This is a genomic window from Acidovorax sp. GW835-FHT14G06 (assembly GCF_058793595.1).
This window is the reverse complement of record NZ_JBXAGA010000005.1, coordinates 53,604-78,104: the sequence shown is the minus strand read 5'-3', so window position 1 is coordinate 78,104 and position 24,501 is coordinate 53,604. Positions and strand designations below refer to the sequence as shown.

General features: G+C 64.6%; 21 protein-coding genes. 19 read left to right on the top strand and 2 right to left on the bottom strand.

Annotation, left to right across the window (positions count from 1 at the left end; genetic code table 11):
• Window positions 1–48 precede the first annotated feature (48 nt).
• From dapF to lepB, 4 genes are all read left to right on the top strand, one after another.
• On the top strand, window positions 49–930 hold the full coding sequence (dapF, locus tag AC1Q64_RS09770; protein WP_492251181.1) for a diaminopimelate epimerase: 882 nt from the start codon (window positions 49–51) through the stop codon (window positions 928–930).
• Window positions 927–1,616, top strand: a complete 690-nt coding sequence (locus AC1Q64_RS09765; protein ID WP_291437207.1) for a DUF484 family protein — start codon at window positions 927–929, stop codon at window positions 1,614–1,616. Before dapF ends, AC1Q64_RS09765 begins: the two co-directional genes overlap by 4 nt.
• Window positions 1,617–1,672: 56 nt before the next feature.
• Window positions 1,673–2,650 (top strand): tyrosine recombinase XerC, encoded by a 978-nt coding sequence (locus AC1Q64_RS09760; protein WP_492251180.1) that lies wholly within the window; start codon window positions 1,673–1,675, stop codon window positions 2,648–2,650.
• A 122-nt stretch (window positions 2,651–2,772) separates the two neighbouring features.
• A complete protein-coding gene (gene lepB / locus AC1Q64_RS09755; RefSeq protein ID WP_291437203.1) occupies window positions 2,773–3,441 on the top strand; it encodes a signal peptidase I in 669 nt (222 codons plus the stop codon).
• Window positions 3,442–3,479: 38 nt separating this feature from the next.
• Here the strand turns inward: lepB and AC1Q64_RS09750 are convergent, their stop codons facing one another.
• Window positions 3,480–5,129 (bottom strand): methyl-accepting chemotaxis protein, encoded by a 1,650-nt coding sequence (locus AC1Q64_RS09750; protein ID WP_291437201.1) that lies wholly within the window; start codon window positions 5,127–5,129, stop codon window positions 3,480–3,482.
• Between the two features lie 36 nt (window positions 5,130–5,165).
• Window positions 5,166–5,693: a chemotaxis protein CheW gene (locus AC1Q64_RS09745; protein ID WP_291437199.1), complete on the bottom strand. Its 528-nt coding sequence runs from the start codon at window positions 5,691–5,693 to the stop codon at window positions 5,166–5,168.
• 240 nt (window positions 5,694–5,933) lie between these two features.
• On the opposite strand from AC1Q64_RS09745, the gene AC1Q64_RS09740 reads away from it, so the two are divergent.
• The 15 genes from AC1Q64_RS09740 (at window position 5,934) to ftsW (ending at window position 24,433) form a co-directional block, all read left to right on the top strand.
• A complete protein-coding gene (locus tag AC1Q64_RS09740; RefSeq protein WP_492251179.1) occupies window positions 5,934–7,169 on the top strand; it encodes a class I SAM-dependent rRNA methyltransferase in 1,236 nt (411 codons plus the stop codon).
• A 125-nt stretch (window positions 7,170–7,294) separates the two neighbouring features.
• Window positions 7,295–8,356: a CobW family GTP-binding protein gene (locus AC1Q64_RS09735; RefSeq protein WP_492251178.1), complete on the top strand. Its 1,062-nt coding sequence runs from the start codon at window positions 7,295–7,297 to the stop codon at window positions 8,354–8,356.
• 197 nt (window positions 8,357–8,553) lie between these two features.
• The gene (gene dksA / locus AC1Q64_RS09730; protein ID WP_492251177.1) at window positions 8,554–9,351 is read left to right on the top strand and encodes an RNA polymerase-binding protein DksA; all 798 of its coding nucleotides are present in this window, start codon (window positions 8,554–8,556) and stop codon (window positions 9,349–9,351) included.
• 47 nt (window positions 9,352–9,398) lie between these two features.
• Window positions 9,399–11,138 carry an STAS domain-containing protein gene (locus AC1Q64_RS09725; protein ID WP_492251176.1) on the top strand — a complete coding sequence of 580 codons (1,740 nt, stop codon included), beginning with the start codon at window positions 9,399–9,401 and terminating at the stop codon, window positions 11,136–11,138.
• A gap of 169 nt (window positions 11,139–11,307) precedes the next feature.
• Complete coding sequence (gene hslV / locus AC1Q64_RS09720; protein ID WP_056059237.1) at window positions 11,308–11,874, top strand: ATP-dependent protease subunit HslV; 567 nt, start codon at window positions 11,308–11,310, stop codon at window positions 11,872–11,874.
• 132 nt (window positions 11,875–12,006) lie between these two features.
• Entirely contained in the window at window positions 12,007–13,332 is a 1,326-nt protein-coding gene (gene hslU, locus AC1Q64_RS09715) for an ATP-dependent protease ATPase subunit HslU (RefSeq protein ID WP_492251175.1), read from the top strand.
• A gap of 252 nt (window positions 13,333–13,584) precedes the next feature.
• Entirely contained in the window at window positions 13,585–14,013 is a 429-nt protein-coding gene (gene mraZ / locus AC1Q64_RS09710) for a division/cell wall cluster transcriptional repressor MraZ (RefSeq protein WP_015012546.1), read from the top strand.
• Between the two features lie 8 nt (window positions 14,014–14,021).
• Window positions 14,022–14,948 carry a 16S rRNA (cytosine(1402)-N(4))-methyltransferase RsmH gene (gene rsmH, locus AC1Q64_RS09705; RefSeq protein WP_291436323.1) on the top strand — a complete coding sequence of 309 codons (927 nt, stop codon included), beginning with the start codon at window positions 14,022–14,024 and terminating at the stop codon, window positions 14,946–14,948.
• 1 nt (window position 14,949) lies between these two features.
• The gene (ftsL, locus tag AC1Q64_RS09700) at window positions 14,950–15,276 is read left to right on the top strand and encodes a cell division protein FtsL (RefSeq protein ID WP_291436325.1); all 327 of its coding nucleotides are present in this window, start codon (window positions 14,950–14,952) and stop codon (window positions 15,274–15,276) included.
• Window positions 15,273–17,018 (top strand): peptidoglycan D,D-transpeptidase FtsI family protein, encoded by a 1,746-nt coding sequence (locus AC1Q64_RS09695; protein WP_116748936.1) that lies wholly within the window; start codon window positions 15,273–15,275, stop codon window positions 17,016–17,018. Before ftsL ends, AC1Q64_RS09695 begins: the two co-directional genes overlap by 4 nt.
• Window positions 17,015–18,532, top strand: a complete 1,518-nt coding sequence (locus AC1Q64_RS09690) for a UDP-N-acetylmuramoyl-L-alanyl-D-glutamate--2,6-diaminopimelate ligase (RefSeq protein ID WP_492251174.1) — start codon at window positions 17,015–17,017, stop codon at window positions 18,530–18,532. Before AC1Q64_RS09695 ends, AC1Q64_RS09690 begins: the two co-directional genes overlap by 4 nt.
• A complete protein-coding gene (locus AC1Q64_RS09685; RefSeq protein WP_492251173.1) occupies window positions 18,523–19,989 on the top strand; it encodes a UDP-N-acetylmuramoyl-tripeptide--D-alanyl-D-alanine ligase in 1,467 nt (488 codons plus the stop codon). Before AC1Q64_RS09690 ends, AC1Q64_RS09685 begins: the two co-directional genes overlap by 10 nt.
• A 39-nt stretch (window positions 19,990–20,028) precedes the next feature.
• On the top strand, window positions 20,029–21,207 hold the full coding sequence (mraY, locus tag AC1Q64_RS09680) for a phospho-N-acetylmuramoyl-pentapeptide-transferase (RefSeq protein ID WP_291436333.1): 1,179 nt from the start codon (window positions 20,029–20,031) through the stop codon (window positions 21,205–21,207).
• A complete protein-coding gene (gene murD / locus AC1Q64_RS09675; RefSeq protein WP_492251172.1) occupies window positions 21,204–23,168 on the top strand; it encodes a UDP-N-acetylmuramoyl-L-alanine--D-glutamate ligase in 1,965 nt (654 codons plus the stop codon). The genes mraY and murD overlap by 4 nt, the downstream gene beginning before the upstream one ends.
• Window positions 23,165–24,433 (top strand): putative lipid II flippase FtsW, encoded by a 1,269-nt coding sequence (gene ftsW, locus AC1Q64_RS09670; RefSeq protein WP_291436337.1) that lies wholly within the window; start codon window positions 23,165–23,167, stop codon window positions 24,431–24,433. The genes murD and ftsW overlap by 4 nt, the downstream gene beginning before the upstream one ends.
• Window positions 24,434–24,501: the final 68 nt, after the last annotated feature.

Below are 24,501 nucleotides of genomic sequence, written 5' to 3'. Positions count from 1 at the left end.
TACGCCGCCTCGCCGGTTGGCGCAGGCCCGAGGCCATAATCCCATCCCATGCAGATTCGCTTCACCAAAATGCAAGGCGCGGGCAACGATTTTGTGGTGCTCGACGAAACCCAGGGCCGCCTGGGGTTGAGCACGGCCCAATACCGCTTCCTGGCAGATCGACACTTCGGAGTCGGGGCCGACCAGATCCTCACCGTGCGGCCTTCTCCTGGTGACGGCATCGATTTTGAATACGTGATCCACAACGCCGATGGCGGCGAGGTGGAGCAGTGTGGCAACGGCGCGCGCTGCTTTGCGCGCTTTGTGCATGACCGGGGCCTGTCGGACAAGGACACCATCCGCGTGCAGACCAAAAGCGGCGTGATCGCGCCCCGCCTCACGGGTGACGGCCGCGTCACGGTGGACATGGGGCGGCCCGAGTTCGATCCCGCCAAGGTGCCGTTTGATGCCACTGGTCTCACGCCCGTGCAGCAGGGTTCGGGGCAAAAATGGCCGCTGGCGATAGAAGAATATGCCCAGGGTGCTTCTGTTTTGATAGCTGTTGCCTCCATGGGCAACCCGCATGCGGTGCAGCTGGTGGACAACGTGGACACCGCTCCGGTCGCGCAGACGGGGTCGCTGATCGAGCGCCATGTGCGCTTCCCCCAGCGGGTTAACGCAGGCTACCTGCAGATCGTGGACCGCTCCCATGTGCGCCTGCGTGTGTTCGAGCGCGGCGCAGGCGAAACCCTGGCCTGTGGCACCGGCGCCTGTGCGGCAGTAGCCAGCGGCATCCGCCTGGGCCTGCTGGACCCCGAGGTGCATGTGGACACGCGCGGCGGCCGCCTCACCATTGCGTGGAGCGGCGCCGACACCGATTCCGTTTTCATGACCGGCCCCGCCACCACGGTGTTCGAGGGCCAGATCGACATTCCCGACACGCTCGTATGACTACCCACATCCCTCCGATCACCGAAGACGACATCGCTCAGTTTCTCACCAACACGCCGGGTTTCTTCGAGCGCCATGCAGAGGTGCTTGCCAGCGTGCAGATCACCAGCCCACACGGTGCGCGTGCGGTGAGCCTGCAGGAGCGCCAGGCCGAGATGCTGCGCGAGAAGATCAAGGGTCTGGAACATCGCATCATGGAAATGGTGCGCAACAGCACCGAAAACGCCGCCATTGCCCACAAGGTGCACCAGTGGACGGGCAGCCTGCTGCAGGTGCGCGACCCGTTCGACCTGCCCCAGGCCGTGGTCGATGGCGTGCGCACCGTCTTCGACGTGCCCCAGGCGGCGGTGCGTGTGTGGGAGGTGGCAGCGCCCTACATCGACGCCGACTTCACCCAGGGCGCGAGCGAGGACGCGCGGGCATTTGCCTCGTCGCTGACCATGCCGTTCTGCGGGCCCAACCTGGGTTTTGAGCCTGCGGGCTGGCTGGCGCAAGAGGCCGGTGAGCCTGCCCAGTCGCTGGCCCTGCTGCCGCTGCGCGCAGGCGCCATCGACAGCGCCACGCCTGCGTTTGGCCTGCTGGTGCTGGGCTCGCACGATCCGCAGCGTTTTGATGCCACGATGGGCACCGACTTTTTGTCGCGCATGGCAGAGCTGGCCAGCGCCGCCCTTCTGCGGCTGCAGTAAGCAGTCGCAAGCCCCGCCGCCATTGCCAACCCAGCGGCGTCTCAGCCACGGCCCCCATGCCTGAAACGCCCGCGGCACCCACCACGCTCGACCCCCACGTCCTGCGTTATCTGGAACATGTGCGCGTCGAAAAGCGGCTGGCCGCGCGCACGCTCACGCTCTACACCCTCGACCTCGAAAAACTGGCGCAGTTTGCGGCCAGCGTGAATGTGCCGATGCTGCAGTTGCAGACCGCTCACATTCGCCGCTTTGTCGCGCAGATGCACAGCGGCGGCCGCAGCGGGCGGGGTATTGCCCTCATCCTGTCGGGGTGGCGCGGATTTTTCATCTGGGCGGGGCGGCAGGGGCTGATTCCGCACAACCCGGTGCAGGACGTGCGCGCGCCCAAGGCGCCGAAGCCCTTGCCCAAGGCGCTAGGGGTGGACGACGCCGTGCGGCTGGCCGAATTCGACAACACTGGCGCCGACCCCTGGCTGGAGGCGCGCGATGCGGCCATGGTGGAGCTGCTGTACGGCTGCGGCCTGCGCGTGGGCGAACTGGCGGGGCTCGATGCCATCCCCAACGCCTATACGCAGCGCCAGGGCCGTGGTTGGGTGGACCTGCAAGCGGGCGAAGCCCATGTGTTCGGCAAGGGCAGCAAGCGCCGCAGCGTGCCAGTGGGCCGTGCCGCCACCGCAGCGCTGCAGACCTGGCTGGCGCTGCGGGCCGCGCCTTTCGGTGGGGATGGTTCTGCGCGGCTCGATACCGCCTTGTTTGTGGGCCAACGCGGCGCGCGGCTCACGGCCCAGTCGATCTGGTTGCGCCTGCGCCAGCGCAGCCAGCAAGCGGGGCTGACCACACCGGTGCACCCGCACATGCTGCGCCACTCGTTTGCCAGCCACCTGCTGCAAAGCAGCGGTGACCTGCGCGCGGTGCAGGAGCTGCTGGGCCACGCCAACATCACCACCACGCAGGTCTATACACGGCTCGATTTCCAGCACCTGGCGAAGGTTTATGACGCGGCCCATCCGCGTGCGAGGAAGAAGTCCCCCTGAGCCGCTGCGTATGGGGCTATGGCCGTGACTGCGCCCCTTCCGTCAGCCTGGCGGAACCAAGTGACAACCAGGCGCCTCCGAACAACGTCGCGCCCGCTGTGGAGCGCCTGGGAGCTGTTGTCATGCTGCTGAACTGGATCCAATCGAACCGGTGGTTCATCGTGTTGCTGTTGTGTTTTGGCGTTTTTCGCACCGCCGTGGCCGACTGGAATCCCATCCCCTCGGGCTCGATGCGGCCCACGCTCCTGGAGGGGGACGTGGTGCTGGTCAACCGCCTGGCCTACGACCTCAAGCTGCCGCTCACGGACATGATCCTGGCGCACATCGATGATCCGCAGCGCGGCGATGTGGTCACCTTCTCGTCCCCGCTGGACGGCACCCGCCTGATCAAGCGCATTGCTGCCTTGCCCGGAGACACGGTGGAGATGCGCAACGAGGTGCTCTACATCAACGGCCAGGCTGCCGAATATGAGAGGCCTGACTCGGTGCAGGAGCTGGTGCTGCCGGGCCAGACGCTCACCGCCACCCGCTGGACGGAGCGCCTGCTGGGGCATGAGCGCCGCGTGCAGTGGCTGCAGGGCGTGACTGCGCGCAGCAGTTTCGATCCTGTGCAGGTGCCCGAGGGCGAATACCTGGTGCTGGGGGACAACCGTGACAACAGCGCCGATTCGCGCTACATCGGCCTGGTGCCGCGCCATCTGCTCATCGGTCAGGCGCACCGTGTGTTGCTGTCTGCCGATGTGCTGGGCCACTGGGCGCCGCGCCTGGAGCGCTTTGGCAAGGCACTGTAGCCTGGTCCAGCAAATGCAGAGCCGCCCGGTTGGACGGGTCAGGCGGCTGCCATCGGCAGATGGGCGCGCCCGAGCAAGGGGCGGTGTGTTGTCTGGTGCTGCACGACAGCACGCAGCTCCTGGGATGGGACCTGGGCCTGTGCTTGAGGCAGCTTGAAGGTGGATACCGTGTGGACCAGATCGCCCGCCTGCTGGTTCAGGCTGGCAGCGGCTGCGGCCATTTCCTCGACCAGGGCGGCATTTTGCTGTGTGGCATGGTCCATCTGCGTCACGGCATCGTTGATCTGGTCGACCCCCTGGCTTTGTTCAGTGCTGGCTGCACTGATCTCACCCATGATGTCGGTGACACGTCGAATGGAGGTGACGACTTCGCTCATGGTTTGACCTGCACGGTCCACCAGTGCAGTGCCCGCTTCCACGCGTTCCACGCTGGTGCTGATCAGACCCTTGATCTCGCGCGAGGCTTCTGCCGAGCGGCTGGCCAGTACACGCACCTCGGTAGCCACCACGGCAAAGCCGCGGCCCTGGTCGCCTGCACGGGCAGCCTCTACGGCAGCATTCAGCGCCAGGATGTTGGTCTGGAACGCAATGGAGTCGATCACGCCGATGATCTCGGAGATCTTGCTGCTGCTGTCGTTGATGTCTTTCATGGTGCGCACCACATCCGCCACCACCTCTCCGCCCTGCACTGCGATTGATGTGGCGGTCTGGGCCAGCTGGTTGGCTTGGCGGGAGTTCTCGGCGTTCTGGCGCACGGTGGCGTTGAGTTGCTCCATCGACGCTGCGGTTTCTTGGAGCGCGCTGGCCTGTTGTTCGGTGCGGGCCGAGAGGTCGTTGTTGCCTTGTGCAATTTCAGCCGATGCGTAGGAGACGCTGTCGCTGTTGGTCCGCACCTGGCCTACCAGATGCACCAATGATTGCTGCATCTCGCGCAATGCCTTGAGCAGTTGTGCGGTTTCGTTGGTGCCACGGTAGGTGATGGGCAGGCTAAGGTCCCCTGCCGCCACAGCGCGTGCAGCGTCTACAGCGCAGCGCAGGGGCTCGGTGGTGGTGCGCACGATGCGACGGCCAATCACCACACCAGCCACCAAGGCCAGCCCTGTGAGCGACAGCACAGACACATTCATCGTAGACACAGCAGCTACAGCATCGGCCTGGGCCGTCTTGGCCAGCGATTCCTGGTAGGCGATCAGCCCGTCCAGTGCATCGAAATACGCCTTGCGCGGCGCCACCATGGGGCCCGTCAGGATGGCCCGTGCTTCGTCCATCCGGCCGGCGCTGGCCAGTTCTGAGTAGCGCAACAGCTGCGCGGCGTATTCGCTGCGTGCTCGCAGTGTCTCGGCCAGCGCAGCCTTGCCTTGGGGCGAGGTGATCTTTTGCCCGAGGGTGTCAAACAGCTGTGTGATCTGTTGTCGTTTGTTGTTGATGGTGGCTTGGTGCCGCTGGATGTTTTCAGCGCTGGTGTCCAGCAGCATCTGGGTGAGGGCCAACTCCACTGCGGTAACGTCTTCCTTTGCGACATGCAGGTTGAGCACCTTGGGAAAGCGGTCGTCGATGATGGAGTGAAACGCCGTATCGGCGCTGTGCGCCAGCACCATGGACAGTGAGCCCATGATGCCGATGAGCAGGGCCATCAAGCCAAAGCCCAGCGTGAGCCGGGTCGAAATCTTCAGGTCGTTGAAGTTCATGGTGGGGCCAGTTTTTTTAGTGGTGTATGTGGTTGCTCAGTGACTGGTGGCCTGTGCTTCGCCCGTCACAGCGTTGGAAAGAAATTGCTCGATGTCGAGCAGGATCAGCATGCGTTTGCCGACCGAACCGATGGCCAGCAAGTGCTCTGGCTTGACGTTGCCGCGCAGAGCGGGCACGGGGCGCAGTTGCTCGCGCTCCAGCGTGAGCACGTCGGACACGCCGTCCACCACCACGCCCACCGTGCGCTGCCCGATGTGCAGCACGATCACCACTTTGAGGTGGTCGTAGTGCACGGCGATCTGCCCCAGCTTCAGGCGCAGGTCGAGGATGGGCACGATCACGCCGCGCAGGTTCATCACACCCAGCAACTCGCCCGTCGCATTGGCGATGGTGGTGGGCTTCTCGTACGACCGGATCTCCTGTACGCGCAGGATGTCAACCCCGTATTCTTCGTTGCCGACCTGAAAGGTCAGAAATTCGCGCAAGTCGGTCATCACGGCCTGGGTCGTTCCTGGCGCGGGGGCCCGGCGGGTGATGCTGGGTAGCGTGGCGGGGGGGCTCATAGGAATGTTTGTGATAAAAATGACAATTTCCGTAATTTTATCGATTGACAATCATATTTGTCAAATATGAGATTTTGAGACGACATGCCGCCTGCTGGCTTGGGGCGCTCGAACGGGTCTGGCGGTGTTGGGAGATGACCGAGCGCGGGGCGGGCATTGCCGGGCGCGGCGGTGTTGCTACATGCGTTTTTCCGTCGTCAGGGAGTTCGGCAGCCCCCTCAAGCCCGCACAATCCGGGTCATGAAAACCCTTCGACTTCGCGCAGGCAAAGAGCGCTCGCTGTTGCGCCGCCACCCCTGGATCTTTGAATCGGCCATTGCCAAGGGCGGCGGCGATAGCGGCGAGACCGTGCGCGTGGAATCGCACGAAGGCCAGTTTCTGGCCTGGGCCGCCTACAGCCCCAGCTCACGCATTCGTGCCCGGGTGTGGAGCTTTGATGAGGCACAGCGTATTGATGCTCCGTTTTTGATAGCTGCTTGCGCACGTTCCATAATCGCTAGAGCCCGTTTTGATGTGCAAAGCGATGGCGTGCGCCTGGTGCATGGCGAGTCCGACGGCCTGCCTGGGCTCATCGTGGACCGCTATGGCGACACGCTGGTGGCCCAGTTCACCAGCGCAGGCACCGAGCGCTGGAAGGGCGTGATTGCCGATGCGCTGCTGCGCGAGACGGGTCTGACCAAGCTCTATGAGCGCTCGGACGCCAGCGTGCGTGCCCTGGAGGGGCTAGAGCCCGCTACCGGCTGGCTACGAGGCGGGCCCACGGGCGCGGCAGGCGATGGCGAAGGGCCACCGCTCGAACTCACTATCCGCGAGCACCAGTGGAGCCTGACGCTGAACATCGCCGAGGGCCATAAGACCGGCTTTTACCTGGACCAGCGCGACAGCCGCAAGCGCTTTGCCGACTACACACAGCGCCTGGGCTTCAAGCATGTGCTCAATTGCTTTTGCTACACCGGCGGCTTCAGTGTGGCGGCGCTGGCGGGCATGCGCGCAGCAGGCGCCTTGGCAGATGGGCATGTGACGTCCATCGATTCGTCGGGCCCGGCCTTGGAGCGCGCTCGCTCCCATGTGGCGCTCAACGGTTTTGATCCCAACCGGGCGACCTTCCTCGATGCTGACGTGAACGCCTCGCTGCGCCAGTTCCTCAAGGAGGGCCAGCGCTTTGACGCCATCATTCTGGATCCACCGAAATTCGCCCCCACGGCGGCCCATGCCGAGCGCGCCGCGCGCGCCTACAAGGACATCAACCGCCTCGCGCTGCAGTTGCTCACTCCCGGCGGCGTGCTGTTCACCTTTTCGTGTTCGGGTGGCATCAGCGCCGACCTGTTCCACAAGATCGTTGCGTCGGCGGGGGCCGATGCGGGCGTGGATGGCTACATCCTGGAACGCCTGGGCGGCGCGCCCGACCACCCGATGACCTTGGAGTTTCCCGAAGGCGAATACCTCAAGGGACTGGTGGTGATGCGCAAGGCGTGAGCTATCCGCACCCTGCAAGGGCTTGACAGCCTCGGTACACTGAAAAATGAGTCCCTCGGCTGGGACGTTGCGTAGAGCGACGCCGGGCCGCAGCGCAAGTATTGATTCCCTTGAAAGACAGATTTATGGCACTGATTCCCGTCACCATCCTCACCGGCTTCCTGGGCTCGGGCAAAACGACGTTGCTCAAGCGCCTGCTCTCCGAAGCCCATGGCCAGAAGATCGCCGTGATCGAGAACGAGTTCGGCGAAGAGAACATCGACAACGACATCCTCGTGACCGAGTCCAAGGAGCAGATCGTGCAGATGAGCAATGGCTGTATCTGCTGCACCATCCGCGAAGACCTGCGCGAAACCCTGCAATTGCTGGCTGCCAAGAAGCGCAAGGGTCTGCTCGACTTTGACCGCATCGTGATCGAGACCACCGGCGTGGCCGACCCGGGCCCGGTGGCGCAGACCTTCTTCATGGACGAAGAGATTGCCGAGACCTACCTCATCGACTCGATCATCACGCTGGTGGACGCCAAACATGCGCCGCAGCAGCTCAATGACCGCCAGGAGGCGCGTCGCCAGGTAGGCTTTGCAGACCAGATCTTCCTGTCCAAGACCGATCTGGTATCCGAGGAAGAGACCGAGGCGCTGATCCATCGCCTGAAGCACATGAACCCGCGCGCGCCCATCAAGGCCGTGCATTTTGGCGAGGTACCCCTCAAGGAGGTGCTGGACCTGCGGGGCTTCAACCTCAATGCCAAGCTGGACATCGACCCGGACTTCCTCAAGGAAGAAGGGGATGGGCATGACCACCATGATCATGACCACGAACACGGCGAGCACTGCAGCCACCCCTCGCACCAGCATGAGCACGGCCATGGTCATCACCATCACCACGATGACGATGTAAAGAGTTTTGTGTACCGCTCGGACCTCCCGTTCGACCCGGCCAAGCTCGAAGACTTCCTCGGCGCCATCGTCAATATTTACGGCCCGCGCATGCTGCGTTACAAAGGGGTGCTGAATATGAAAGGGACTGAGCGCAAGGTCATATTCCAGGGCGTGCACCAGCTCATGGGCAGCGACCTGGGCCCCCAGTGGGCCGAGGGCGAGCCGCGCACGAGCAAGATGGTCTTTATCGGCATTGACCTGCCCAAGGACATCTTCCTGCAGGGGCTGGAGCAGAGCCTGGTCTGACCTGTTTGCCGGTTCCGTAGGGGCGATGGAGCCCGATTTGTGTTGTATCCGCAACGTTTCCGTTTGCGTCAGCCCAGGTCGATACAATCGCGCCCCGGCAAGAACCTGTGAACAGGTTCTAGACCCCGGAAGGCTTGCCACACGCCCTTGGCTGCGAATGCAGCTAGGGCCCGCCCGTACTGCGAGGAGACCAGGAAGTGAAAGCCGACACCAGCAAATCCAAGGGGGCCATCAAGGCAACCCCTGCCGCGGCGAAAAGCGCCGCCGCCCCAGCGGCACCCAAAGTTGCTGCGAAGGCCACTGCCAAGGCTGCTGCGGCACCCAAGGTGGCCCCGCCCCCTGCCGTGGCGGCACCCGCTCCGGCGCCCGCACTGCAAGCGGGCTCGCAGGTACCCGTGCGAACAACCCGGCCTTCTTCCCGATTGGCTCAATTGACCGTACCATCCATGGCACAGACGGTAGCTTCAACAGCTGCCAAAGCCAGTTATCAACACACCATGCCCACGACCGCGCAAGCGCAGCCCACTTACATGGCTGCCAAAAAAGACCCCAAGCTGGCGAACAACTGGAAAGCCAAGTCCGCCGCTGAGCTGACCGATGCTGAAGTCATGGCAATGCCCGACAGCGAGTACATGAACGAAAAGCAGATGGCGTTCTTCCGCCTCAAGCTCGTTCAGCTCAAACAGGACATCCACAACAGTGCCGGCGAAACCACCGAACACCTGCGTGAGGACACCGTGGTGGTGCCTGACCCGGCAGACCGCGCCACCATTGAAGAAGAGCACGCACTGGAGCTGCGCACCCGCGACCGCGAGCGCAAGCTGCTCAAGAAGATCGAACAATCCATTGCCCGCATCGATGCTGGCGACTACGGCTACTGCGACGAAACCGGTGAACCCATTGGCGTGGGCCGCCTGATCGCACGTCCCACCGCCACGCTGTCGCTCGAAGCACAGCAGCGCCGCGAACTCAAGCAGAAGATGTTTGGGGATTGAGCAGGCAGCGGCCTGTTGATCAACGCGCGCACTCTGCACCCTGAGCCATGAGCAAGGAAGAATCCACCCCCGGCGGCCTGCTATCGAAGGTGGTGCGGTTCGTGAAGAATCCGACCGTCAACTGGACGGAGCTGGACTCCCTCCAGGACGACCGGGAGAGCCAGTACAGCAAGCAGATGCTCAAGGAGATGATCGAGCGCAAGCGCCGCAACGATTTTGTGCGCCGCCGCGAGTTCGATCAGCTGCGCAAGCTGCGCCAGCGCGAGGTCTTGCACGGGCAGCGGGTGGAAGACGCCGCAGGGCGCCCTTCGTTCTTCCAGAGCAGCATGGCATCGCCCGACGAGCGGGCCGTCACGCTCAAGAAGATCGACGAGATCGAAGCGCAGATGTCCCAGCAGTGGTGGAAGAGTAAGCAGGGCGCCGACGCCCCCACCCAGCCGGGGGTCATGCCTGACTCCAGCACGGAGGCGTCTGCGGAAGAACAAGCCCGTGCCTATGCGCCCACGGTGCCCGGGAGCCTGTCTGCCCCGCTGGACACCAAACCCGCCGTTCAGCCCCTGTTCGCTGATGACAGCATGGCCATTGGCCGCTTTGGTGGCACAGATGCCACCATGCTGCCAGGCAGTCCCCCACCCGTCGAAGCATCCTTCAGCCCTGCGGCTCCCACGGCTGCGCCCGCGCCCGCATTCGAACCGGAGGAATTCGTGCACGAACCCGATCTTGAAGAAGCCGCTATCCGGTTTGCCAATGGTGACCATGCAGGTGCTGAGTCCGGCCTGCTGGAGGTGCTGGCCCAGCACCAGCAGGACGATCCAGCGCAGCAGCTGGAAATCTGGATGACGCTGTTCGACCTGTACCGTGCCACCGGGCAGCACGACCGTTTTGACACCCTGGCCATCGACTTTGCCGCGCAATATGGCCGCTCGGCGCCGCTGTGGTTTTCCATCCCGGCGCAATTGGGCCTGGCTGTGGAGGTGGCGCCTTCTGCTGAGCCGGCCGCTGTCATGCGCCGCGATTTCAGCTGGAACGCCCCGCCCGCCGTGGCCGTTTCTTCGGTGGCGGCCCTGCAGGCCTCGCTGGCCCGTGCTGCATCGCCTTGGACACTGTCCTGGTCGCGCCTTGTCTCCATGGATGAGGCTGCAGTGCCCCTGTTGGCCGACCAATTCAGCCTGTGGGCCGACCGCGATGTCCAGATCGTGTTTTCGGGCGTGGAAAAGCTCCATGCCTTGCTCGACGCCAAGACCCAGTCGGGCGACCGCTCGAACAGCCCCGAGTGGTGGCGTTTGCGCATGGCCGCCATGCGCCTCATGGGCAAGCCTGACGAGTTTGAGCTGGTGGCGCTGGACTACTGCGTGACCTACGAAGTCTCTCCGCCCTCGTGGGTGTCGCCACGTTGCGGATACTCGGACAACGAGGGTGTGTCTTCAGGCTCTGCGCCTCTGGCGGCTGACAATGACTTTGCGGCCTCCGATCTTGGTGAGCTGTCGGCTCCAGCGCCCTTGGAGATGGGGCCGGTGGCAGAACTGAGTGGTTATATCGATGGCGATGCCACGCCCCTGCTGCAGCCGTTCCAGGCGCACTTCAAGCCCGGCGTGCCACTGACCATTGCCTGCGACAAGCTGATCCGGGTGGACTTTGCAGCCGCAGGCTCCGTGCTGAACTGGGCGGCCGAGCAGCAGGGTCATGGCCATGTGATCCAGTTCCATAACCTGCAGCGGCTGGTGGCGATCTTCTTCAACGTGATCGGCATCAACGAGCACGCCTGGGTGGTGCCCCGGAAGAACTAGCGCGGGCTTCCCTCGTCATGGGCTGCTGTATGGCCCTCTCTCTTGGTCCCTCTGGGCTTTCCAGCCAAGCTGCCGCTCCTCTCTATTGCCCAGAGCGACCTTGGGGCGAGTGCTGTCCTTCATGAGGGCTGGCTTGCAAAATGGGTGACGATCCCCATCTGCCGCAGCTATGGACTCATCACAAGACAACCATCCGGTGTTCCACGGCACCACCATCCTTAGCGTGCGTCGCCAGACGCCTTCCGGCATCCAGGTCGCCATCGGCGGCGACGGGCAGGTCACGCTGGGCAACATCGTGGTCAAGGGCACGGCGCGCAAGGTGCGCAAGCTCTACCATGGCAAGGTGCTGGCAGGCTTTGCCGGGGCCACGGCCGACGCTTTCACGCTGTTCGAGCGCTTCGAGGCCAAGCTGGAAAAGCACCAGGGCCACCTGACCCGCGCCGCCATCGAACTCACCAAGGACTGGCGCACCGACCGGGTGCTGCGCCGCCTCGAAGCCATGCTGGCCGTGGCCGACGCCAGCGCGTCGCTCATCATCACCGGCAATGGTGACGTGCTGGAGCCCGAGCAAGGCATCGTGGCGATTGGCTCGGGGGGCGCCTATGCGCACTCGGCGGCCAAGGCGCTGCTGGTGAACACCGAGTTGTCTGCCCAAGAGATCGTGAAAAAGTCGCTCGAAATTGCGGGCGAACTCTGCATCTACACCAACATGAACCACACCATCGAGACGCTCTGAGCGTACGACGGTGGAGCAGGCCCCGCGCTGGCCTCACGGTCAGCGCATGGAGGGTTGAATGCTCTGATTTTTATAGCTGCTAGTGCATGATGCACTGGCGCTTCAGCCCCATTTGATACCAGGAAGACCTGTATGTCGTCCATGACCCCCCAGGAAATCGTCTCCGAGCTGGACCACCACATCGTGGGCCAGGCCAGCGCCAAGCGTGCCGTGGCCATCGCTCTGCGCAACCGCTGGCGCCGCCAGCAGGTGGAAGGCAGCCTGCGCCAGGAGATCACGCCCAAGAACATCCTCATGATCGGCCCCACCGGCGTGGGCAAGACCGAGATTGCACGCCGTCTGGCCAAGCTGGCCGATGCACCCTTCATCAAGGTCGAGGCCACCAAGTTCACCGAAGTGGGCTACGTGGGCAAGGACGTGGATTCCATCATCCGCGACCTGGCCGAGATGGCTGTGAAGCAGACGCGCGAGGCCGAGATGAAGAAGGTGCGCACCCGCGCCGAAGATGCCGCCGAGGAACGCATCCTGGACGTGCTGATCCCCCCGGCCCGCGCAGCGGCAGGCAGCGAACCCGCCGCTGACAACACGGCCCGCCAGGTCTTTCGCAAGAAGCTGCGCGAAGGTGCACTGGATGACAAGGAGATCGAGATCGACGTGGCTGAAGGCCGCCCTCAGCTCGAAATCATGGGCCCCCAGGGAATGGAGGAAATGACCGAGCAGTTGCGCGGCATGTTCAGCCAGCTGGGGCAGGACAAGCGCAAGACCCGCAAGCTCAAGATCGCCGAGGCCCTGAAGCTCATCGCCGATGAAGAGGCGGCCAAGCTGGTCAACGAAGAGGAAATCAAGACCCGCGCAGTGGCCAACGCCGAGCAGAACGGCATCGTCTTCATCGACGAGATCGACAAGGTGGCCGCGCGGCAGGAAAGCAGTGGCGCCGACGTGTCGCGCCAAGGCGTGCAGCGCGACCTGCTGCCGCTGGTGGAGGGCACCACCGTGTCCACCAAGTACGGCATGATCAAGACGGACCACATCCTGTTCATCGCCTCGGGGGCGTTCCACCTGTCCAAGCCCAGCGACCTGATCCCGGAGCTGCAGGGGCGTTTCCCCATCCGGGTGGAGCTGGATTCGCTGTCGGTCAAGGACTTTGAAGCCATCCTCACGCAGACCCATGCGTCGCTGGTCAAGCAGTACCAGGCGCTACTGGCGACTGAGGGTGTCACGCTGGAATTCGCGCCTGACGGCATCACACGCCTCGCGCACATCGCCTTCGAGGTGAACGAACGCACCGAGAACATCGGCGCGCGCCGCCTGTCCACGGTGATGGAGCGCCTGCTGGACGAGGTGAGCTTTGACGCCACCCGCCTGGCCGGCCAGACCATCACCATCGACGCCGCCTACGTCGATACCCGCCTGCAGACCCTGAGCCAGGACGAGGACCTGTCGCGCTACATCCTGTGACCACTCGGTCAGGCCTTGAGAGGTCACTTTCATAGGCATCTCTAAGTGCTTCTTTTTCAACGACTTTTGGCATTCTGGCGTCTGAAAAAACGCATCTAAGTCGTTGATTTCATTGAAAAGTTTGTGGGACAACCCCCTTGTTCGGTGTGCTTTTCCTGCTACAGTGCAAAAAAGTGCAATTAAGTGGTGAAAAGTGCCCTCAAAGTCCGTTTCTGGGCTTGCGAGGCGCAAAACCGAACTGGGAATCTGTCCGTGTTTCAAGGTGCCTCGTCGCTGAGTCTCGATGCGAAGGGTCGGCTGTCCGTGCCGACCCGGCATCGTGACGTCCTCGCGGCCACGGCATCCGGTCAGCTCACTATCACCAAGCACCCGCACGGCTGCCTCATGGTCTTTCCCCGTCCTGAATGGGAGAAGTTCCGCGAGCGCATTGCCCAGCTGCCCATGTCCGCCCAGTGGTGGAAGCGCATCTTCCTGGGCAATGCCATGGATGTGGACATGGACGCCACCGGCCGTGTGCTGATCTCCCCCGAGCTGCGCGAAGCCGCCGGTATTTCCAAAGACACCATGCTGCTGGGCATGGGCAACCATTTCGAACTCTGGGACAAGGCCACCTACGACGAGCAGGAAGCCAAGGCCATGCAGGGCGAGATGCCGGATGTCTTCAAGGACTTCTCCTTTTAAGGCGCGCTGTGACATCCCCCTTGCAACACACCACCGTCCTGCTGAACGAGGCCGTGGACTCTCTCCTCGGCGGCGCAGGCCCGGAGCCTTCCGGCACCTGGATCGATGCGACCTTCGGGCGCGGTGGGCACTCCCGCCTCATCCTGCTCCGGCTGGGCCCCCAGGGGCGCCTGGTGGCCTTTGACAAGGACCCCGAAGCCATCGCCGAAGCAACGCGCATCACCGATGCGCGTTTTTCCATTCGGCACGAAGGTTTTCGCCATCTGGCCGAGCTGCCGCCCGCCAGCGCTGCGGGCGTGTTGATGGACCTGGGCGTGAGCTCGCCCCAGATCGACAGCCCCGAGCGGGGCTTCAGTTTCCGTTTTGACGGTCCGCTGGACATGCGCATGGATACCACGCGCGGCGAAAGCGTGGCCGATTGGTTGGCCACGGCCGAAGTCGGTCAGATTGCGGAGGTGATACGTGACTACGGTGAAGAACGGTTTGCTGGCCCCATTGCAAAGGCGATTGTTGCTCGGCGCGAAGAACGGGGTCCTCTTGCAACCACCGCAGAATTGGCCGACCTCGTGGCTGGCGCGGTCAAAACCCGCGAGCCGGGCCAGAACCCTGCAACGCGCACATTTCAAGCTCTTCGGATTTTCATCAACGCCGAGCTTGAAGAGCTGCAACAGGCGCTAGAGGCCAGCCTCTCGGTGCTGCAGCCCGGTGGGCGGCTGGTGGTCATCAGCTTCCATTCGCTCGAAGACCGCATCGTCAAGCAGTTCATCGCCAAACACTCCAAGGAGGTGTACGACCGCCGCGCACCGTTTGCCGCGCCGCAGGCCATGAGACTCGTTGCGCTCGACCGCATCAAGCCCAGTGCGGCCGAGGTCGAGGCCAACCCGCGCTCGCGCAGCGCCATCATGCGCGTGGCCGAGCGCACGGCGGTCGTCTGACATGACTCGGCTCAACGTGGTCCTGTTGCTGGCAGTGCTGGCCAGCGCGATCTATCTGGTGCACACCCAGTACGAATCGCGCCGCCTGTTCACCGAGCTGGACCGCGCCGTAGCCGAGGCCCGCCGCCTGGAAACGGAGCACCAGCGACTGCAGGTAGAAAAGCGCGCCCAGGCCACGCCGCTGCGTGTGGAGAAGATTGCGCGGGCGCAGCTGAACATGCGCACTGCCACGCCAGCCATCACGCAGTATGTGTCCGACCCACGGGGCGTCGCTGCTGCGGCGACCGCGGCTGCGACTGCGTCTCAACCGGCAGGGGAGCAGCCATGAGCCGCAGCGTGCTCTACACCTCCAGCCCTCTGCTGGCCAGCAAGACGCCGGTCTGGCGCAGCAAGTTCATCGTGGCGGTGATTGGGCTGGGCTTCCTGGGGCTGGCCGGGCGTGCTGCCTATGTGCAGGTGTTTGGCAATGCGTTCTTCCAGCGTCAGGGCGAGGTGCGGTTTGCGCGCACGCTGGAGCTGCCCGCCAACCGCGGCAAGATCGTGGACCGCAACGGACTGATCCTCGCGTCCAGCGTGCCGGCTGCGAGCATCTGGGCCATCCCTGAGGACGTGGACCAGGACAAGCCCGAAGTGCGTGCCAAGCTCAAGCAACTGGCCAAACTGCTGGACATGCCGCAGGCCGACCTGCTGAAGAAGCTGGCGGATGAGGACAAGACCTTTGTCTGGATCAAGCGCCAGCTGGACTGGGATGTGGGCCAGCAGATTGCGGCCCTGGACATCAAGGGCATCTACCAGCGCAAGGAATACAAGCGCCAGTACCCCGAGGGCGAGGCCGCAGCACACGTGGTGGGCTTTACCAATGTGGAAGACCATGGCCAGGAAGGCATGGAGCTGGCGTTCGACAAGGAGCTGGCGGGCAAACCTGGATCGCGCCGCGTGATCAAGGACCGGCTGGGCCGCGTGGTGGAAAGCGTGGGCGAAACCGTGCCCCCGGTCGATGGCAAGGACATGCAGTTGTCCATCGACAGCAAGGTGCAGTTTTTTGCCTACCAGAAGCTGCGCGACCAGGTCGCCGCGCACAAGGCCAAGGCAGGCAGCGTGGTGGTGCTCGATGCCCACACGGGTGAACTGCTGGCGCTGGCCAACTACCCGAGCTACGTGCCCGACAAGCGCCAGAACCTGACTGGCGAGCAACTGCGCAACCGCGCGCTCACCGACGTTTTCGAGCCCGGCTCGACCATGAAGCCGTTCACCATTGGCCTGGCGCTGGAGACGGGCCGTGTGCGCCCCGAGACCGTGGTGGATACCAACCCCGGACGCATCACCATCACCGGCTCCACGATCTCGGACACGCACAACTACGGCGTGCTCACGGTCGAAGGCGTGATCCAGAAGTCCAGCAACGTGGGCACCACCAAGCTGGCCATGCAGATGCCCGCGCGCGAGATGTGGGAGACCTTCTCGGCCGCCGGTTTTGGTCAGAAGCCCCAATTGCACTTCCCGGGCGTGGTGACGGGCCGCCTGCGCCCCTACAAGAGCTGGCGCCCGGTGGAGCAGGCCACCATGTCGTATGGCTACGGCCTGTCGGCCAGCCTGTTCCAGATGGCGCGCTCGTACACGGTGTTTGCAAATGGCGGCCGGGTGATTCCCGCCACCATGCTCAAGACGGCCGAGCCCGCCGTGGGCGTGCCCGTGTTTTCGGAGCGCACGGCCGACCAGGTGCGCAAGATGCTGCAGATGGCTGCAGGCCCTGGCGGCACGGGCCAGAAGGCGCAGACCGTGGGTTACTCGGTGGGTGGCAAGTCGGGCACGGCGCGCAAGCAGGTGGGAAAGAACTACGCTTCGGGCAAGTACCGCGCGTGGTTCACTGGCATGGCGCCCATCGACAAGCCCCGCATCATCGTGGCCGTGATGATCGACGAGCCCAGCAACGGCGTGTTCTACGGCGGTGCCGTGGCCGCACCCGTGTTCAGCGAGGTGGTGCAGCAGACGCTGCGCATGATGGGCGTGCAGCCCGACATGGCCGTCAAGCCGCAAATCGTGGCCAATGCGGTGGAGGAGTCGCTGTGACGCATTCGCCCCTCCACACCCTGCAGTCCGCCAGCGACGCGGTGCAATGGCTGCGCTCGCGTGTGACCGGCACCCTGCACACCGACAGCCGCCAGATCACGCCCGGCGATGGCTTCATCGCCTGGCCCGGTGCTGCCACTGACGGCCGCGCACATGTGGCCGACGCCATGGTGCGCGGCGCCACGGCCTGCCTTGTGGAGCAGGCGGGGGTCGAGGCCTTCGCTTTTGCGGGCGACCACATGGCCGCGCTGCAGGGCCTCAAGGCAGCCACCGGGCCCATCGCGGCGGAATGGTTTGCGCAGCCCACGCAGCAGCTGAAGGTGCTGGCGGTGACGGGAACCAACGGCAAGACCAGCACGGCATGGTGGCTCGCAGGCGCTCTGAATTTGCTATCGAATGAGGAGCCATCAGGGCAAGATCAATGTGCGCTGGTGGGCACTTTGGGTATGGGAGTGCCTCCGGCGCTGGCCTCCACCGGCATGACCACGCCCGACCCGGTGCGCCTGCAGCGTGCGTTTGCCCAGTTTGCGGCGCAGGGCCTCGGTGCCTGCGCCATCGAGGCCTCGTCGATTGGATTGGCCGAGGCCCGGCTCGACGGCACGCACATCCACGCGGCCATCTTCACCAACTTCACGCAGGACCACCTGGACTACCACGGCAGCATGGCCGATTACTGGCTAGCCAAGCGGGCGCTGTTCGACTGGCCGGGCCTGCAGGCTGCCATCATCAATGTGGACGACCCTGCAGGCGCCCAATTGCATGGCGAGCTGAAGGGCGGTGCGCTGGATCTGTGGAGCGTCTCGGCCCGGGGGCCTGCGCGCCTGGCTGCACAGGACATCGCCCTGGGTGACCAGGGCCTGCGTTTCACTGTGGTCGAGGGCGCTGATCGCCATCTGCTGCAAACCCGCGTGATCGGCCAGTACAACGTGCTGAACCTGCTGGGGGTGCTGGCCACGCTGCGCAGCCTGGGCGTGCCGCTGGACCGCGCCGTGCGCGCTTGCGCCAGCCTGCAGCCCGTGCCGGGCCGCATGCAGCGGTTGGTGTCGGCGGGTCAACCCCTGGTGGCCGTGGACTACGCCCACACCCCCGACGCTTTGGACAAGGCCTTGCAAGCCCTGCGCCCCCTGGCTGCCGAGCGCGGCGGGCGGCTGTGGTGCGTGTTTGGCTGCGGCGGCGACCGCGACGCGGGCAAGCGCCCGCTGATGGGCGCGGTGGCCCAGCAGCAGGCCGACCAAGTGCTGGTGACCAGCGACAACCCCCGCAGCGAAGACCCCGCAGCCATCCTGCACCAGATCCTGCAGGGCACGATTGCCGGCGGCACGGTGCGCGCCGAGCCCGACCGTGCGGCCGCCATCGCCCAGGCCATTGCCGAAGCAGCGCCCGCCGACGTGGTGCTGATTGCGGGCAAGGGCCACGAAGACACCCAGGAGACGGCAGGCGTGCGCGTGCCGTTCTCCGACATGGCCCACGCGCAAGCTGCGCTGCAGGCACGAGGAGCCCACACATGGGCATGAACACCATTGCACCCGTCATGACGCTGCAGCAAGCCTGGGCGCTTCTGCAGCCGCGTATTCCCGCCGCCCGCCTGGTGGGTGATGGCGCCACCCCGCTGGCGCGTGTGCACACCGACACGCGCACCCTGCAGCCGGGCGATCTGTTTGTGGCGCTCAAAGGCGAGCGTTTTGACGCCAATGCCTTCCTTGCGGACGCCCGCGCAGGCGGAGCTGCGGCGGCCATTGCACACGGAGGCCTGGAGGCAGCCGGTTCGCCCGGCATCGAAGTGCCTGACAGTCTGGCTGCGCTGGGCGCACTGGCCACCGGCTGGCGCGCGCAGTTCCACCTGCCGCTGATCGGCGTGACGGGTAGTAATGGCAAGACCACGGTGACGCAGATGATCGCGTCCATCCTGCGTGCCTGGCAGGGCGAGGCTGCGTTTGCCACGCAGGGCAATTTCAACAACGACATCGGTGTGCCGCTGATGCTGATGCGCCTGCGCGCCAGCCACCGCGCCGCCGTGATCGAGATGGGCATGAATCACCCCGGCGAGATCGCCACGCTGGCTGCCATGGCCCAGCCCACGGTGGCCTTGGTCAACAACGCGCAGCGCGAGCATCTGGAGTTCATGCACACCGTCGAGGCTGTTGCCCGCGAAAACGGTTCGGTGTTTGACAGCCTGCCCGCCGATGGCGTGGCCGTGTTCCCGGCAGGGGATACCTATACGGGCCTGTGGCAGTCGCGGGCCATGGAGCGGCCCGACCGCCGCACGGTGACCTTTGGTGATGGCGGCGATGTTCGCTGTGCGCAGGCCACGTGGGAGCGCGGCGCCTGGGCGGTCACCCTGGCCACACCACGCGGCGAGATCACGACCCGCCTGCACATCGCAGGCCGCCACAACGTCACCAACGCACTGGCGGCCACGGCCTGCACGCTGGCAGCGGGTGCGCCTCTGGCCGCCATTGCCCAGGGCCTGCGCGATTTCATGCCGGTCAAGGGGCGCTCGCGTGCGTTCAGCGTGTCGGTGGCAGGCCGCGAGGTCACGGTGGTGGACGATACGTACAACGCCAACCCTGACTCCATGCATGCCGCCATCCAGGTTCTGGCCGAGTTGCCGGGGCCGCAGTTGCTGGTCATGGGCGATATGGGCGAGGTCGGTGATCAAGGGCCTCAGTTCCACGCTGAAGCCGGTGCGCTGGCGCGTGCTGCCGGTATCCCCAGGCTGTTTGCGCTCGGAGCGCAGTCGGTGCACGCCGCGTCGGCCTATGGCGAAGGGGCCCTGCATTTCAACGAGATGGCAGCGCTGCTGGATGCTGTGCGCAGCGCATTGCCCACGGTGGGCAGCGTGCTGGTCAAGGGATCGCGATTCATGAAGACGGAACAGGTGGTCGAGGCCATTGCGGCCGCCGCACTGCCCCCAGAACAACAACAAAAGCCGATCAATCCACGGGAGGGACACCATGGCGCAACGCATTGAAATCGACCGCGCGGTGCCTGCCCACGCCGGAGGTGCCACATGCTGCTGATGCTGTCGCAATGGCTGCAGGGCCTGTCGCCCGAGTTCGGCTTCTTTCGGGTGTTCCAGTACCTCACGTTCCGCGCGGTGATGGCCGCCATGACGGCGCTGCTCATCGGACTGGTGGCCGGCCCCAAGGTGATCCGCGTGCTCACCTCGCTCAAGATCGGCCAGCCCATCCGGGGCTATGCGATGCAGTCGCACCTGTCCAAGAGTGGCACGCCCACCATGGGCGGTGTGTTGATCCTGTTGTCGATCGCCATTTCCACATTGCTGTGGTTCGACCTGTCCAACCGCTTTGTGTGGATCGTGTTGATCGTCACGCTGGGCTTTGGCGCCATCGGCTGGGTGGATGACTGGCGCAAGGTGGTCCATAAGGACCCCGAGGGCATGCGCTCGCGCGAGAAGTATTTCTGGCAGTCGGTGATCGGCCTCATGGCCGCGCTGTACCTGGTGTTCAGCATTTCCGAAAGCTCCAACGCCAAGGTGTGGGAGCTGTTTGTGGGCTGGGTCCAGTCGGGCTTCTCGCTCGACCTGCCACCCAAGGCGGGGTTGCAGTTGCCCTTCTTCAAGGAAGTGAGCTACCCGCTGGGTGTCCTGGGCTTCGTGATCCTGACTTATCTGGTGATCGTGGGCTCCAGCAATGCGGTGAACCTGACCGATGGCCTGGACGGCCTGGCCATCATGCCCGTGGTGATGGTGGGCTCGGCCCTGGGCGTGTTTGCCTACGTCACCGGCAGCTCGGTGTATTCCAAGTACCTGTTCTTCCCGCACATTCCGGGCTCGGGCGAGTTGCTGATCTTCTGCGCAGCCATGGCGGGCGCGGGCCTGGCTTTCCTCTGGTTCAACGCGCACCCCGCCCAGGTCTTCATGGGCGACGTGGGCGCGCTCGCGCTGGGCGGAGCCCTGGGCACCATCGCCATCATCGTGCGCCAGGAGATTGTGTTGGCCATCATGGGCGGCATCTTTGTGGTCGAGGCTCTGTCGGTGATGCTGCAGGTCACCTGGTTCAAGTACACCAAGAAGCGCTACGGAGAAGGCCGTCGCCTGCTCAAGATGGCGCCCCTGCACCACCACTTTGAAAAGAGCGGCTGGAAAGAAACGCAGGTGGTTGTCCGCTTCTGGATCATCACCATGCTGCTGTGCCTGATTGGCCTGTCCACGCTGAAACTGCGATGAACCCGAACGATCCTCTTGTCCCTGACCCCCTCGGTACGCCCGAGGTCATGCCCCCGTTGGCAGGGGCTGGGGTGGATGCTGACGGTGCTCCAGAGGTCCCTCCTGAAGCGCAGGATGCTGCGCCTCTGGCGCCTGAAGTGAATCCGGCGCAAGACGTTGCGGCATCAGGCAGCGAAGTGCCAGAAGTCATGTCGGCAGCGGAGGGCACTGAGGGAGCACCAGGCGCGCCTGCAGCTAAAAGCACCAGTACCGCCTGGAACCCCGAGGCGGTGCCCGCCGTCTCCGCCGCCAAGGCTGCGGCAGACTTTGTGGCGCAGATCTTTGCCGAGGTGGCCGCACCCGATTCAGGACCTGCTGACAGTGCGGACATTACTGACACCGCAGAGGCCGACGAGTCCGTGACCCCCGACATACCTGCAGGTCCGGCGCGCGACGGCGTCGTGAACCTGCTGCAAGACCAGAACATCCTGATCCTGGGCCTGGGTGCCTCAGGCATGGCGATGGCACGCTGGTGCGTGCGCTGCGGCGCGCAGGTCACCGTGGCCGATACACGCGCCGCGCCGCCGCAACTGCCCGCATTGCAGCAGGAGCTGCCCCAGGTGCGGTTTGTGTCGGGCGCATTCGATGCCAGCCTGGTGCAAGGGCAGAACCTGCAGGCGGTCTATCGTTCGCCAGGACTGAGCCCCGAGGCAGTTGCTCCTGTTTTGGTAGCGGCTCGTGCAAACAACATTTGCGCTGGTGGCGAGTTGAGCCTGTATGCCATAGCCCTGGCAGCGTTGCGCAGTTCGCACGCGTATGCCCCGGCCGTGCTGGCCATCACCGGGACCAACGGCAAGACCACCGTGACCTCGCTCACTGGCCAGCTGGTGGAGCGCTCAGGCAAACGCGTGGCCGTGGCCGGCAACATCGGTCCGACCCTGCTCGACACGCTGGCAGAACACCTGGATGCAGACACCTTGCCCGACGTGTGGGTGCTGGAGCTGTCGAGCTTTCAGCTCGATGGCGTCATGGGCTTTGAGCCCACGGCCGCCACGGTGCTCAACATCACGCAGGACCATCTGGACTGGCACGGCAGCATCGAAGCCTACGCCGCTGCCAAGGCGCACATCTTCGGGCAGGCGGGCTTGATGATCCTGAACCGCGAAGACCCGGGCGTGATGGCGATGCTTCCGCCACCCGTCAAGGTCAAGCTGCAAAAGCCGCAAGTGCGCACTCACATCACGTTTGGTGGCGATATGCCCCGGCGTCCGGGCGACTTTGGCATTGAGGTGGTGAGCGGCATGCCCTGGCTGGTGCGCGCCATGGACGCGGACGAAACCCGCAAGCGCGGCCGTAACGAGGTCGAGGAAGACCTGCACATCCAGCGGCTCATGCCGGCGGATGCACTGCGCATCCGGGGGCGCCACAACGCCACCAATGCATTGGCGGCGTTGGCGCTGGCCACAGCGGCGGGTTGCCCGCTGGCGCCCATGCTCTACGGCTTGCGCGAGTATCGGGGCGAGCCGCATCGTGTGGAGCCTGTGGCCATCATCCACGGCGTGGAATATTTTGACGACAGCAAGGGCACCAACGTGGGCGCCACGGCGGCTGCGCTGGTGGGGCTGGGCGCGGAGCGGCGTTTGGTGGTCATTCTGGGCGGAGAAGGCAAGGGGCAGGACTTTGCGCCCCTGGCAGCCCCCGTCGCACGTTGTGCACGTGCGGTGGTGCTGATTGGCCGCGACGCACCGCTGATCCGCGCTGCGCTCCAGGACGCTGGCGTGCCGTTGCTCGATGCGGACACTTTGCCTGAGGCCGTTGCACTGGCCGCGCAGCGCGCCCATTCTGGCGATGCGGTGCTGATGTCGCCCGCCTGCGCCAGTTTCGACATGTTCAAGGACTATGAGCACCGCGCCCAGGTCTTTTGCGAGACCGTGCGGGCGATGGCCGACGATGCGGGCCAGTCGGCGGAGGGCATGCAATGACGGCACCCGCCAGCACCCTGTTGCAACGCGTGACCGGCTGGTTCGGTGGCCTGCCTGGCAAGGCGGCCGACGTGTTGCCCGTGCGCGTGGGCGGCACCGAGTACCGGCAGTCGTCCAGCACGCCCGCGAGCGTGCTGGGCTTTGACCAGGCCTTGCTCTGGGTGGTGGTGGCACTGCTGGCGTGGGGGTTGGTGATGGTGTATTCGGCGTCGATTGCCATGCCGGACAACCCGCGCTTTGCCAACTATGCGTCCACCCATTTCCTGACCCGCCACATGATGTACCTGGTGGTGGGCTTTGTGGCGGCGCTGCTGGCTTTTCAGGTGCCCATGGCGCTGTGGGAGCGGGTGGCACCCTGGTTGTTCATCGTGGCGCTGCTCATGCTGGTGGCGGTGTTGATCCCCGGCGTGGGCAAGGTCGTCAATGGCGCACGCCGCTGGCTGTCCATCGGGCCGGTGGGCTTTCAGCCGTCCGAGGTCGCGAAGTTTGCGGTGCTGATCTATGCCGCCGACTACATGGTGCGCAAGATGGAGGTGAAGGAACGCTTCTTCCGCGCCGTGCTGCCCATGGGCGCTGCGGTGGCCATCGTCGGTGTGCTGCTGCTGGCCGAGCCCGACATGGGCGCCTTCATGGTGGTGGCCGTGATCGCCATGGGCATCCTGTTCCTGGGCGGCGTGAACGCCCGCATGTTCTTCCTGATCGCCGGGGTGCTGGTGGGAGCCTTCGCACTGATGATTGCCAGTTCGCCCTGGCGCCGCGAGCGGGTGTTTGCGTACCTTGACCCTTTCAGCGAACAGCACGCGCTGGGCAAGGGCTATCAGCTCTCGCACTCGCTGATCGCCATCGGCCGCGGCGAGGTGTTTGGCGTGGGGCTGGGTGGCAGTGTGGAGAAGCTGCACTGGCTGCCCGAGGCGCACACCGACTTTTTGCTCGCCGTAATCGGCGAGGAGTTTGGCCTGGTGGGCGTGGTCACGCTCATCGTGCTGTTCTTGTGGATGACCCGCCGCATCATGCACATCGGCCGCCAGGCCATTGCGCTGGACCGCGTGTTCGCGGGGCTGGTGGCGCAAGGTGTGGCGATCTGGATCGGTTTTCAGGCCTTCATCAACATGGGTGTGAACCTGGGCGCGCTGCCAACCAAGGGGCTCACGCTGCCGTTGATGAGCTTTGGGGGGTCGGCGATCTTGATGAACCTGGTGGCGCTGGCCGTGGTGCTCAGGGTGGATTACGAAAACAAGCTGCTCATGCGCGGAGGCCGCGTATGAGAAGTTTGTTTTACCAAAACAAGCTGTGCATTGCGCAAGCAATGCCAGGCACGCAGTGCCTGATGCGC

What these genes read in the sequence shown, in the direction of transcription:
- dapF (WP_492251181.1), top strand. Translation starts at nt 49, where the DNA reads ATGCAGATTCGCTTCACCAAAATGCAAGGCGCGGGCAACGATTTTGTG.
- AC1Q64_RS09765 (WP_291437207.1), top strand. Translation starts at nt 927, where the DNA reads ATGACTACCCACATCCCTCCGATCACCGAAGACGACATCGCTCAGTTT.
- AC1Q64_RS09760 (WP_492251180.1), top strand. Translation starts at nt 1,673, where the DNA reads ATGCCTGAAACGCCCGCGGCACCCACCACGCTCGACCCCCACGTCCTG.
- lepB (WP_291437203.1), top strand. Translation starts at nt 2,773, where the DNA reads ATGCTGCTGAACTGGATCCAATCGAACCGGTGGTTCATCGTGTTGCTG.
- AC1Q64_RS09750 (WP_291437201.1), bottom strand. Translation starts at nt 5,129, where the DNA reads ATGAACTTCAACGACCTGAAGATTTCGACCCGGCTCACGCTGGGCTTT.
- AC1Q64_RS09745 (WP_291437199.1), bottom strand. Translation starts at nt 5,693, where the DNA reads ATGAGCCCCCCCGCCACGCTACCCAGCATCACCCGCCGGGCCCCCGCG.
- AC1Q64_RS09740 (WP_492251179.1), top strand. Translation starts at nt 5,934, where the DNA reads ATGAAAACCCTTCGACTTCGCGCAGGCAAAGAGCGCTCGCTGTTGCGC.
- AC1Q64_RS09735 (WP_492251178.1), top strand. Translation starts at nt 7,295, where the DNA reads ATGGCACTGATTCCCGTCACCATCCTCACCGGCTTCCTGGGCTCGGGC.
- AC1Q64_RS09725 (WP_492251176.1), top strand. Translation starts at nt 9,399, where the DNA reads ATGAGCAAGGAAGAATCCACCCCCGGCGGCCTGCTATCGAAGGTGGTG.
- hslV (WP_056059237.1), top strand. Translation starts at nt 11,308, where the DNA reads ATGGACTCATCACAAGACAACCATCCGGTGTTCCACGGCACCACCATC.
- hslU (WP_492251175.1), top strand. Translation starts at nt 12,007, where the DNA reads ATGTCGTCCATGACCCCCCAGGAAATCGTCTCCGAGCTGGACCACCAC.
- ftsL (WP_291436325.1), top strand. Translation starts at nt 14,950, where the DNA reads ATGACTCGGCTCAACGTGGTCCTGTTGCTGGCAGTGCTGGCCAGCGCG.
- AC1Q64_RS09695 (WP_116748936.1), top strand. Translation starts at nt 15,273, where the DNA reads ATGAGCCGCAGCGTGCTCTACACCTCCAGCCCTCTGCTGGCCAGCAAG.
- AC1Q64_RS09685 (WP_492251173.1), top strand. Translation starts at nt 18,523, where the DNA reads ATGGGCATGAACACCATTGCACCCGTCATGACGCTGCAGCAAGCCTGG.
- mraY (WP_291436333.1), top strand. Translation starts at nt 20,029, where the DNA reads ATGCTGCTGATGCTGTCGCAATGGCTGCAGGGCCTGTCGCCCGAGTTC.
- murD (WP_492251172.1), top strand. Translation starts at nt 21,204, where the DNA reads ATGAACCCGAACGATCCTCTTGTCCCTGACCCCCTCGGTACGCCCGAG.
- ftsW (WP_291436337.1), top strand. Translation starts at nt 23,165, where the DNA reads ATGACGGCACCCGCCAGCACCCTGTTGCAACGCGTGACCGGCTGGTTC.